Source organism: Pseudomonas sp. GM33, assembly GCF_000282295.1.
Lineage (GTDB): Bacteria > Pseudomonadota > Gammaproteobacteria > Pseudomonadales > Pseudomonadaceae > Aquipseudomonas > Aquipseudomonas laurylsulfatiphila.
Map to the genome: position 1 here is coordinate 82,411 of NZ_AKJO01000092.1, position 10,826 is coordinate 93,236.

Annotated in this window: 12 protein-coding genes; 11 read left to right on the forward strand and 1 reads right to left on the reverse strand. The window is 63.4% G+C overall.

Annotation, left to right across the window (positions count from 1 at the left end):
- Nucleotides 1-28: 28 nt before the first annotated feature.
- The 11 genes from PMI26_RS12135 to gspM are packed head-to-tail and all read left to right on the forward strand — an operon-like array spanning nt 29 to nt 9,398.
- The gene (locus PMI26_RS12135; protein WP_007975605.1) at nt 29-562 is read left to right on the forward strand and encodes a type II secretion system protein N; all 534 of its coding nucleotides are present in this window, start codon (nt 29-31) and stop codon (nt 560-562) included.
- 8 nt (nt 563-570) lie between these two features.
- Complete coding sequence (gene gspD / locus PMI26_RS12130; protein WP_033047973.1) at nt 571-2,490, forward strand: type II secretion system secretin GspD; 1,920 nt, start codon at nt 571-573, stop codon at nt 2,488-2,490.
- A 3-nt stretch (nt 2,491-2,493) separates the two neighbouring features.
- Nucleotides 2,494-3,966 (forward strand): type II secretion system ATPase GspE, encoded by a 1,473-nt coding sequence (gene gspE / locus PMI26_RS12125; RefSeq protein ID WP_007975607.1) that lies wholly within the window; start codon nt 2,494-2,496, stop codon nt 3,964-3,966.
- A gap of 3 nt (nt 3,967-3,969) precedes the next feature.
- Nucleotides 3,970-5,178, forward strand: a complete 1,209-nt coding sequence (gene gspF / locus PMI26_RS12120) for a type II secretion system inner membrane protein GspF (RefSeq protein ID WP_007975608.1) — start codon at nt 3,970-3,972, stop codon at nt 5,176-5,178.
- A 3-nt stretch (nt 5,179-5,181) separates the two neighbouring features.
- A complete protein-coding gene (gspG, locus tag PMI26_RS12115; RefSeq protein WP_007975609.1) occupies nt 5,182-5,637 on the forward strand; it encodes a type II secretion system major pseudopilin GspG in 456 nt (151 codons plus the stop codon).
- Nucleotides 5,638-5,679: 42 nt separating this feature from the next.
- On the forward strand, nt 5,680-6,108 hold the full coding sequence (locus tag PMI26_RS12110; protein WP_238540825.1) for a GspH/FimT family pseudopilin: 429 nt from the start codon (nt 5,680-5,682) through the stop codon (nt 6,106-6,108).
- On the forward strand, nt 6,101-6,484 hold the full coding sequence (gene gspI, locus PMI26_RS12105; RefSeq protein ID WP_007975611.1) for a type II secretion system minor pseudopilin GspI: 384 nt from the start codon (nt 6,101-6,103) through the stop codon (nt 6,482-6,484). Before PMI26_RS12110 ends, gspI begins: the two co-directional genes overlap by 8 nt.
- Complete coding sequence (locus PMI26_RS12100; protein ID WP_007975612.1) at nt 6,477-7,019, forward strand: type II secretion system protein GspJ; 543 nt, start codon at nt 6,477-6,479, stop codon at nt 7,017-7,019. The genes gspI and PMI26_RS12100 overlap by 8 nt, the downstream gene beginning before the upstream one ends.
- Nucleotides 7,016-7,867: a type II secretion system protein GspK gene (locus tag PMI26_RS12095; RefSeq protein WP_007975614.1), complete on the forward strand. Its 852-nt coding sequence runs from the start codon at nt 7,016-7,018 to the stop codon at nt 7,865-7,867. Before PMI26_RS12100 ends, PMI26_RS12095 begins: the two co-directional genes overlap by 4 nt.
- Nucleotides 7,864-8,970, forward strand: coding sequence for a type II secretion system protein GspL (gspL, locus tag PMI26_RS12090; protein WP_007975615.1), 1,107 nt, complete (start codon nt 7,864-7,866; stop codon nt 8,968-8,970). Before PMI26_RS12095 ends, gspL begins: the two co-directional genes overlap by 4 nt.
- Nucleotides 8,967-9,398, forward strand: coding sequence for a type II secretion system protein GspM (gene gspM, locus PMI26_RS12085; RefSeq protein ID WP_007975616.1), 432 nt, complete (start codon nt 8,967-8,969; stop codon nt 9,396-9,398). Before gspL ends, gspM begins: the two co-directional genes overlap by 4 nt.
- Here the strand turns inward: gspM and PMI26_RS12080 are convergent.
- Nucleotides 9,391-10,671 (reverse strand): MFS transporter, encoded by a 1,281-nt coding sequence (locus PMI26_RS12080; protein WP_007975617.1) that lies wholly within the window; start codon nt 10,669-10,671, stop codon nt 9,391-9,393. The genes gspM and PMI26_RS12080 overlap by 8 nt on opposite strands.
- Between the last annotated feature and the right edge of the window lie 155 nt (nt 10,672-10,826).

The following is a 10,826-nucleotide window of genomic DNA, read 5'->3' on the forward strand; positions in this document are numbered from 1 at the left end:
GGCACTTCTGCTGAGTACTGAGTTGAAAATGAAGGTTTCGAATTTTTCCGGACAACGCTTTCGGGCATGCCTGAGCAGCATTTGTTGGCTCGCGTTGCCAGCGGGCGCGGCGGTGTTTCTGGCGTGGCAGGAACGGACGTTTCGCGAGCATCTGGTTTCACCGTTGCCCGACATCGCAGCTCTGGAGACGGTGCCGGCACGTGAACCACTCGAAACAACATCGATTGCCATTGTGTTCGGCCTGACCACGGAGGCCACACCGCGGCCCAGCGCCGAACCGCTGACCTTGCAAGCGAGCTTTGTCAGCAGCGGACTATCCAAGGCGCTGCTGGCCAATGCTCAAGGTTCTCGTCTCTATCAGGTGGGCGAGCGTTTGCCCGGCGGCAGTGTCCTGCGTCGTATCGAGACCCACCAGGTTGTGCTGTGGAACAAGGGCCGGGAAGAGCTGCTAACGCTCGTCCCCTCTGGCGCACGGTTCCTGACGGGACTCGAATCATCCGTCGATGCTCAACCGGTCACCACCACGCATTTTTTACGCCCGCTCTCCGGGCAACCAGAGTGATGAATTTCATGAACAGCTTCGTCGGCGCGCATTGGTTGCGTTCCATGCTTTTGCTTGCCGTTTTGGCGGTTGCAGCCTTCCCGGGCACGCTTCGAGGCGCCGAAGAAAAATGGCAACTGGCGATGAACAACGCAGAGCTGCGCGACATCGTCGAGGAGATCTCCAGCATTCTCGGGACCACGGTAGTGCTGGACCCCAAGGTCTCCGGTCGTATCACCGTCATGTCCCGGCAGGCCCTCGATCGTGAAGGGGTGCGCCGGTTGTTCTATTCAGTGCTCGACGCCCACAATTTTACGGTGATCGATGAGGGCGACCGGATTCTCATCACCCCGGTTGCCGAGGCCAGGACCCGGGCCGGTCAGGGCACGGTAAAAACCACCACGGCGTCGCAGTTCGTGACCGAAGTCATCGGCTTGAACACCGGTAGCGCCACCGATATCGCCGGGCTGGTGCGGCCGTTGGTTTCTGCCAACGGTTATGTCGGCCCATCGGTGTCGGCCAACGCGTTGGTGCTGACCGATACGGCCGCCAATGTGAAGCGCATCGCCCGGGTGATCCGTGAACTGGACTCGGGGCAGAACAACCTGCACGCGGTGCTTCAGCTCAAGCATGCCCAGGCGGGGGATGTCGTGCCGGTGATCGAGGCCTCCATGGGCAAGCGCAATGCCGAGTCGGCGATACAGGTACTGGCAGACACCCGGACCAATCGCCTGATTTTCATAGGCCCGCCGGTCGTTCGCCAGCGTTTGATCGAACTGGCCCGCGGGCTCGATACACCGGCCACCACGACCCTCGACAACGCCCGGGTGATTCGCCTGCGCCACAGTGATGCCAAGCAGTTGGCCGAGATACTGGAATCGATGGGGCAGGGCAGAAAACAGGCGTCCGCCGTCGGCAACGCCAAGGACATGTCGGGCGGCGCAACCTTCATGATCAAGGCCGACGAAAGCCAGAACGCGCTGGTGGTGATTGCCGAGCCGGCACAGGTGCGGACCATCGAAAGCATCGTGCGCCAGCTGGACCAGCCGCGGGCCCAGGTGTTGATCCATGCCGCCATCGTCGAAATCTCCGGCGACATCGCCGAGGCCGTCGGAGTGCAGTGGAACCTCAACACCGGCGACGCCAAGGGCTTCATCAACTTTCCCGGCACCGACATTCCGATTGTCGGCGGGCTGAAGTTCGACGAGAAACGATCGGCCCCGGAAGGGGCGATCCTGCAACTGGGCAGCGACCGCTTCGGGGCGCTGATTTCGGCCCTGGCCAGCAACACCCACAGCAACTTGCTGTCCACCCCGAGCCTGTTGACCCTGGACAATCAGGAAGCGGAAATCATCGTCGGCCAGAACGTGCCGTTCAAGACCGGTTCCTACGCCACCAACAGCAACGGCGCGGAGAATCCGTTCACCACCGTCGAGCGCAAGGACGTCGGCATCAGCCTGAAGATCAAGCCTTACATCAACGAAGGCTCGACGTTGCGCCTGGAGGTCGAGCAGGAGGTGTCGGACATCGCCCCCTCGGTGTCGGGCATCGACTCCTCGGACCTGATCACCAACAAGCGAGCGCTCAAAAGCACCATCCTCGCCGACGATGGCGAAATCATCGTGATCGGCGGCCTGATCCGCGACAGCGTGCGCACGCAGAAAAGCGGCGTGCCGCTGCTGCGTGACATTCCCTACCTTGGCGCGTTGTTCCGCTGGAGCCGCGACACCCAGACCAAAAGCAATCTGATGGTGTTCTTGCGCCCGACCATCGTGCGCAGCAAGGAGGACCTGTCCCAGGTCAGCCAGCAGCGTTACAACGCGCTGCGTGACCTGAGCAAGTCAGGAGCGGGGGAAAACAACTCGTTGTTGCTGCCATCCGAGGCACGCGGGTTGTTTGAACCGGCCAGCGACGCGCCAGTGTTCGACTTGCGCGGCAAGGCGCAGTAACCCATGGGCGAATTCAGCGAGCAATTGCCCTTCGGCTTCGCCCGGCGTTTTGGTGTGTTGCTGGAGCGTGACGGCGACGATCTGCGCCTTGCCCTGCGCAGCGATGCACCGCTCAGCGCACTGTCAGAGGCGCGCCGGGTGTGCGGGTCGACGCTGCCGTTCGTCATCGTCGACGCCGAAGAATACGCCTCCCGCCTGGCGGCAGCCTATCGCGAGGGACAAAGCGCGATGGAGCAGGTAGCCCAAGGGCTGGACGAAGAACTGGACTTGCTCAGCCTGGTCGATCAGGTGCCGCAGACCGCCGACCTGCTGGAGCAACAGGGCGATGCGCCGATCATTCGCCTGATCAACGCACTGCTCGGTGAAGCCGTTCGCGAGCACGCCTCGGACGTGCACCTGGAAACCTTCGAGCAGTACCTGTCGGTGCGCATGCGGGTGGATGGCCAACTGCGTGAAATGCTCAGGCCCAAGCGCGAACTGGCAACGCTGCTGGTGTCGCGGATCAAGGTCATGGCGCGCCTGGACATCGCGGAAAAACGCGTGCCCCAGGATGGGCGAATGGCCTTGCGTCTGGCCGGGCATGAAGTCGATGTGCGGGTCTCGACGCTGCCTTCGGCCCACGGCGAGCGGGTGGTGCTGCGCCTGCTCGACAAGCAGGCCGGGCGCCTGGACCTGCATCGGCTGGGCATGCCGGACGATACCCTCGCGGCCCTGCGCCAGCTATTGGGCAAACCCCACGGCATCCTCTTGGTGACCGGGCCGACCGGCTCCGGCAAGACCACCAGCCTGTACGCAGCGTTGAGCAGCCTGAATGACCAGACCCGCAACATCCTCACGGTCGAAGATCCGATCGAGTATCACCTGCCGGGTGTGGGCCAGATGCCGGTCAATCCGAAAGTCGACATGACCTTTGCCCGCGGCCTGCGGGCGATTCTGCGCCAGGACCCGGACGTGGTGATGGTCGGCGAAATCCGCGACCGCGAAACCGCCGAGATCGCCGTGCAGGCGTCTTTGACCGGGCATCTGGTGCTGTCGACCTTGCACACCAACAGTGCGGTTGGCGCCGTCACGCGGCTGGTCGACATGGGCGTCGATGCCTACCTGCTGGCGTCCTCGCTGGTGGGCATTGTGGCCCAGCGCCTGCTGCGCACCCTGTGCCCCCATTGCAAGGTTTCGTACACCGCCGATGCGGCGGCCTGTGAGCGCCTGGGGCTCGACACGGCCACGTCGCACACCCTGTGCAAAGCCTCGGGCTGCGCGCAGTGCCAGCACGGCTATCGCGGGCGCATCGGCATCTACGAACTGATCAGCGTAACGCCCGCTGTCTCGGCGCTGATCCATCAGGGCGCCAGCGAGCAAATCCTCGTCGACGCAACGCGCAAGGTATCGCGCAGCCTGTTCCAGGACGGGCGTCAGCGGGTGCTGGAAGGCTTGACCAGCCTCGATGAGTTGCTGCGCGTGACCCAGGAGCACTGACGGATGCCCACTTTCGACTACCGCGCCCTTGATGCCCAGGGCCGATCCTGCAAGGGACGGCTGGAGGCCGATGGACCCCGTCATGCACGACAGCTGTTGCGCGAGCGTGGCGTGTGGCCGCGTGTGTTGATCGAGGTCCGGGTCGGCAGCGATACAGGCAGACAAACTCGCGGCGCAGGCCTGAGCGCGGCTGATCTGGCGTTGTTGACCTTGCAGCTGGCAACGCTGGTTCAGGCCGGGCTGCCTCTGGAAGAAGCACTCGAGGCGGTGGCGAAACAGAGCTCGAAGCGCAAGGTCGCGGGCCTGCTCTCGGCGGTCAGGAGCCGGGTGATGGAGGGCCACGCCCTGGCCTCGGCCCTGGGACAGTTTCCCAGGGCCTTCCCCGAGTTGTTCCGCGCCACCGTGGCCGCCGGCGAGCGCTCGGGGCATCTGGGCCATGTGCTGGAGCAACTGGCGGCCTACACGCAGGCTCGCCAGGCCTCGCGGCAAAAGATCCAGATGGCCCTGGTGTACCCCTTGATCCTGATGCTGGCCAGCGCGGCAATCGTCGGTTTTCTGCTCGGCTACGTGGTGCCTGATGTGGTGAAGATCTTCGTCGACAGCGGCCAGCCGTTGCCCTGGCTGACCCAGGCACTGATCGGCGTGAGCAACGGCCTGCGCAACCATTTCCTGTTGCTGACAGGCGTGCTGATGACGCTGTTCGGCCTGTGGCGCTGGAGCTGGCAGCAGCCGCAATGGCGTCTGCGCTGGCATCGTTGGCTCTTGAGTGCGCCCGTCATCGGCGAAGTGCTGCGGGCCATGGAAGCCGCGCGGTTTGCCAGCACCCTGGCGATCCTCGGTAAAAGTGCCGTGCCCTTGGTGGACGCACTGGAAATTTCTGCCTCGGTCATCGGCAACCTGACCATTCGCGCGCGGATGGTCGATGTCGCCCGTTCCGTGCGCGAAGGCGGAACGCTCACCCGCGGCCTGGAACTGAGCGGCGACATCCCGCCGATGATGCTGCACATGATCGCCAGCGGTGAACGTGCAGGCGAACTCGACCGCATGCTGGCCCGGGCCGCCGAACAACAGGAAAGCAGCCTCGCCGCGCGCATTGCGCTGGTGGTGAGCCTGTTCGAGCCGGCCATGCTGGTGCTGATGGGCGGCGTTGTGCTGCTGATCGTCATGGCCATCCTGCTCCCGATTCTCAGCCTCAACCAATTGGTGAATTGATCCATGCAACCTGCCCGCAAAAGCCTTTCCCGCGTGCAACGCGGTTTTACCCTGATCGAAATCATGGTGGTGGTGGTCATCATCGGCGTGCTGGGGGCCATTGTGGTGCCGCAGTTCATGAGCCGCCCCGATCAGGCCAAGGTCACCGCCGCCAGAATCGATATCCAGGCCATCGCCACCGCCCTGGAAATGTATCGCCTCGACAACGCCCATTACCCCTCGACCCAGCAAGGCCTGGAAGCCTTGGTCAAACGTCCCTCGGGATTGCCCGCGCCGCGCGGCTGGAACCCTCAGGGCTACCTCAAGAGCATGCCGGTCGATCCGTGGAACACGCCTTATCAGTACCTCAATCCGGGTGTGAGATCGACGGATGGCACGTACGACCTGTATTCCCTGGGTGCCGATGGCGTAGCTGGCGGTGAAGGGTTTGCAGCGGAAATCGGCAATTGGGGTCATTGAACCGTGGGCTACCGTTGCCGGGGATTTACGTTGTTGGAGTTGATGATCGTGATTGTCATGGTCGGCTTTTTGCTGGGCATGGTGAGCTTTGCCGGTGGGGGCAGTCCCGCGCGCCAGGTCAGGCAGGAGGCTGAGGCGATGGTGCAGGTGATCCATCAGTTGCGCGAGCGAGCGGTATTCGAGGGGCAGGACTATGGCTTGCGGCTGAGTACCGATGGCCACCGGCCGATGCGCCAGGGTGTTCACGGATGGGAATCGGTGGCGGAGCTTACTGACTGGCCCCTGAGCATGCGGGTGCATTTTCGGCATGACAGCTATGCGGTAGACCTGGACGCTGATGAAGGACCGCCGCAGTTGTTGATATTCAGCAACGATGAGACCAGCGTCTTCACCCTGACATTCGAGTCCAGCAACCGGACCTGGCTGAGGTTGTCCGGCGATGGCCTTGGCGAGGTGGAGATCGATGGCTAGCTCGCGATCCCGACCCGCCATGGGCGGTTTCACACTGCTGGAAATCATGGTGGCCCTGGCGGTCTTCGCGACACTGGCGGCTGCCGTGCTGTCGGCCAGTCAATACGTGGTCAAACAGCGTGGCGCCGTTGAGGCGCGACTGTTCGCGGCGTGGCTGGCGGACAACCGGTTGAACGAATTGCGCCTGCAACCCGGGTTGGCGGTTGGGCAGCAACAACAGGGGGTGTCCATGGATCAGCGCGACTGGGTGTTGCAGCAACACATCAGCGCCACCGGTGATCCACGTTTGCTCCAGGTCGACATTCAAGTCAGCCCCGCAAACAGTACACACGCCTTGCATCGTGCCAGCGGTTGGATACTCGCGGTTGATGAATAAGCAGCGCGGGTTCACCTTGCTGGAGCTGGTCATCGCCCTGGCGATCTTCACCGTGCTGGGGCTGGCCAGTTGGGGCTTGTTCGATAGCGTGGTGCGGGTGCAACGGGGCACGACGGCCCACGAGCGAGAACTCAGGAGCCTGCAACGCGCGGTGGCGGTGATCGAGCGGGATCTGCTGCATGTCACTGCGCAGCCGATGGTGCTCGCACCGCCGCTTTTGCAGTTCCAGCGCAGTCACTGGCGCAATCCTCTGGACCAGCCGCGCAGTGAGCTTCAGGTGCTGACCTATCGACTCGACGACGGCGTGCTGTGGCGCGAAAGCCAGGGCGAAGGCACAGAGCTCGTGCAGCGGCAAAAACTGCTGGAGGACGTTCGCGGGTTGAACTGGCGCCTGTTCGACAGCCAGTCCGGTTGGGTCGCTCAATGGTCGCCCGGGCAGGACACGAAGGCGCCCCTGGCGCTGGAGGTGCAGGTCTCGGTCGGTCGCTTCGAATCGATTCGTCGGGTGTTGCCGATGCCGGGTGCATTGCCATGAACGGGCAGCAACGCGGCATGGCGTTGATCAGTGTTTTGCTGGTCCTGAGCCTGGCACTGCTGATCACCGCTGGCTTGTTGCGCAGCCATCACTTGTCGCTGCAGAGCAGCGGGCAACAGTTGCAGCAGATACACCTGCGCCAACTCGCATCGGGTGGGGAAAGCTGGGCGTTGCTGCTGTTGCGCGACGCGCTACAGGACACGGAAAAACCCGTCGAGCGGATTCAGGGCTGGAGGGCCATGGCGCCGGGTTTCGAGGTTGAGGATGCGCAGATCCGCATCGATATCGATGACCTCGCCGGGCGTTTCAATCTCAACGCTTTGTTACGCCAGGGCCAGGTGGATCAGGTCACCCTCAACCGTTGGGCGCGCCTGCTCGAGCTGCTCGAGCTTCCTCCTGTGCAACTGAGCCAGGTCGGGCCGCTGCTAGAACTGAGCCAACTGCGCTTGCTTCCCGGCATAGACGCCCGCCTGCTGCAACGACTGGAACCCTGGGTGGCACTGCTGCCCACCGACGTCACCTTGAACATCAACACCGCACCGGCGCTGGTGTTGAGAACCCTCGGCGAGGTGGACGCCGCGACGGCCGATGCGCTGGCGCTTCAGGCCGCAACCGCGCCCTGGGCGAGTGTCCAGGCGTTTACCCAGGACCCCTTGCTCTCCGGGCAGGGCTTGAGCAGTCACGGCCTTGGCACCCATAGCCGGTGGTATCGGATCGGCGTGCAGGTGATCCGGGACGGGCGCCGATTGCATCTGGCCACGGATGTCGGGTACGACCCCAAGACTCAGCGGCTGACGGTGCTGCAACGACGTTTTCTTCCTACCAGTAGCCACGAGAAACCGCGATGAACACTTGGCTTTACCTGACCGCCGAGGGCCGGGATGCGCCATCCGCACTCTGGCCTTGCGTGTTGTGGTCCCCCACCGGTCAACGCCAGCCGATGCCACTGAGTCAGGCGGCCTCGGCATTGCAGGGAAAGTCGGTCGATGTGCTGCTGCCCATGGAAATGTGCAGTTGGGTACGCAGCGAGCCATGGCCGGCACGGCGTAAACCCGAGGCCCAGGCCATAGCCTTCGCCGTGGAAGATCAACTGAGCGAGGCGCTGGACGTTGTGCATCTGGGTGTCGGCGCTCGTGATCGCGACGGCTGCTACCCGGTCATGGTCATCGGCCGGGAACGGTTGGCCACCGTGCTCGCCTTGCTGCGCGAGACGGGTATCGAGGTGCGCGGGGTGTTCGTTGATGCCGATGTGTTGTCAGGTGATCAGCCGTGCGGCGCATGGTGGTTCGGTCGTTGGCTGTTGGGTGGAAGCCTTTCGGCACGCATGGCGTTGTCGCAAGACCACCTGGCGCTGCTCACCCCGCTATTGCCCAAGGACATGCAATGGCTGGACGAACGTGAGGACCCCGCTGTCATCGACCAATGCCTGACCCACCGCCCGATCCGGGCCATCAACCTGTTGCAAGGCGCATTCGCCCCACGCGGCAAGCGTCTGCCCTGGCGTGCCGGCGGGTGGGTGATGGTGATGCTGGCGCTGTTGATCTGGGGGGCCAGCGAGACGCGGATTCGCTTCATCGACAGCGAAGCCCGCCGCCTCGCCAGCCAAAATGAACTGCGATTCAAGGCGCTTTACCCGGACCAAGGCCGCATCGTCGACATGGCAGCGCAACTCAAGGCCCTGCAAAGCCAGCCTGTCGAATCGCAAAACACCCGCATTGCGGGGCTGGTCCGATTGATTGAGCAGGTGATCGGCGCCAGCCCGGTCGAGGTCCGGCGCATCGAATTCAGGGCCGGGGAAGGCTGGAAAATCCAGCTGACCGCCAGCGGCTTTGCCGAGCTGGAGCAATTGCGTGAGCGCGGACGCCAACAAGGCATGCCCATCCGGCTCGATAGTGCGAACAAAGCCGCAGACCGGGTGCACGCCACCCTCACCGTGGAGGACGAGGCATGATCCAGGCATGGCGGCGCCTTTCTGTGCGCGAACAACGGCTGTTGCAGGTGTTGGGCGCTTTTCTGTTGGCGGTTGTGGCTTTCAGCCTGATCTGGCAACCGAACCGGCAGCGCCTGGAAACTGTCGAGCGCCACTATCAACAGCAGGCGAGTCTGGCCGCGCAACTGCAACGGGCGTCACCGCGCAACCATGTCCCCGCCGACACCGGTCAACCGCTATCGCTGCGCATCAGTGAAAGCGCAGCGGCAGTGGGGCTGGAAATCCGTCAGATGGAGAGCGACAGCGACCTGCTGCGCCTGACCCTCAATGGCAACGCGCAGCCGTTGATTCAGTGGCTCGATGCTATGGAGCGCAACGGTGTCGCGTTGCAGTCGCTGACCCTGGAAAAACGTGACGATGCTTTGGAGGCGCGGCTGGTGCTCAGGTAGCCGAGGTGTGTTGTGGCAACAGCGGCAACTTCGCCAGCTTCAACGCGATCAGCAGCGCAATCACCAGCAGCGTGCCGATGAACAGCCCGATCCCGTTCCAGCCACCCAGGTGCCAGAACACGCCACCCGCCGTGCCGGCAATGCTCGACCCGGCGTAGTAGCTGAACAGGTAGAGCGACGACGCCTGGCCCTTGGCCTTGGTGGCGCGGCGGCCGATCCAGCTGCTGGCCACCGAATGGGCACCGAAGAAGCCGAAGGTGAACACCAGCATGCCGATGATCACCAGCGACAGCGGTGTGAACATCGTCAGGGCCAGGCCGGCGATCATCAGTGCAATGGTGCTCCAGAGCATCTTGCGTCGACCGAGCTTGTCGGCCAGGGCACCGATTTTCGCCGAGCTGTAGATACCCGACAGGTACACCACCGAGAGCATCCCGACGAACGCCTGTTCCATGTGATACGGCTCGGCCAGCAGGCGATAGCCGATGTAGTTGAACAGCGTGACGAACGCCCCCATCAGCACAAAGGCCTCGAGGAACAGCAGCGGCAAGCCGGCATCGCGAAAGTGCATGGTGAAGCCGTCGAGCAGGCTGCGCGGGTGCAGCGAGCGGGAACGGAAGTTGCGCGATTCGGGGAGGATTTTCCAGAACACCGCCGCCGCAATCAGGGCCAGGCCGCCGATCACCAGCATTGCCGTGTGCCAACTGACGAAGTCGATCAGTACCCCGGTGATCAAGCGCCCGCTCATCCCGCCAATCGCGTTGCCGCCGATGTACAGCCCCATCGCCAGGCCGATGTGCTGCGGATGGATCTCTTCGCTCAGGTAGGTCATGGCGACCGCCGCCAGCCCGCTCAATGACAGGCCCACCAGCGCCCGCATCGCCAGCACCGCGTGCCAGCTCGGCAGCATCGCGCTGGCAAGGGTGCACAGGGCGGCGGCGAACAGCGCGGCGACCATCACCGGTTTGCGCCCGACGCGGTCGGAGATCGGCCCCGTGATCAGCAAGCCGAAAGCGAGCATGCCGGTGGCGACAGAGAGGATCAGGCTGCTTTGCGCCGCGTTGATGGAATATTCGTGGGACAGCAGCGGCATCATCGGTTGCACGCAGTACAGCAGGGCGAAGGTCGCAAAGCCGCCGCAGAACAGCGCCAGCACCGTGCGCATGAACGCTGGCGTGCCTTTTTCGATGTAGATCTCTGCCCGCTCAACGGCGATAGCGTCCGTCGCTAAGGGAGGCACTTCATGGGCGAGTGGGGCGACAGCAGTTTTCACGGAGGACCTCGGAGGACGCAGCCGGTCAGGCAATGAAAAAAGCATATAGCTGGCTAATGATTCAATCCAATATATTGTTCGACCTGTTTGATAGCTTTTACGACCTAATGGGGTTTTCATGGAATTGCGTCATCTGCGCTACTTCATCGCCGTCG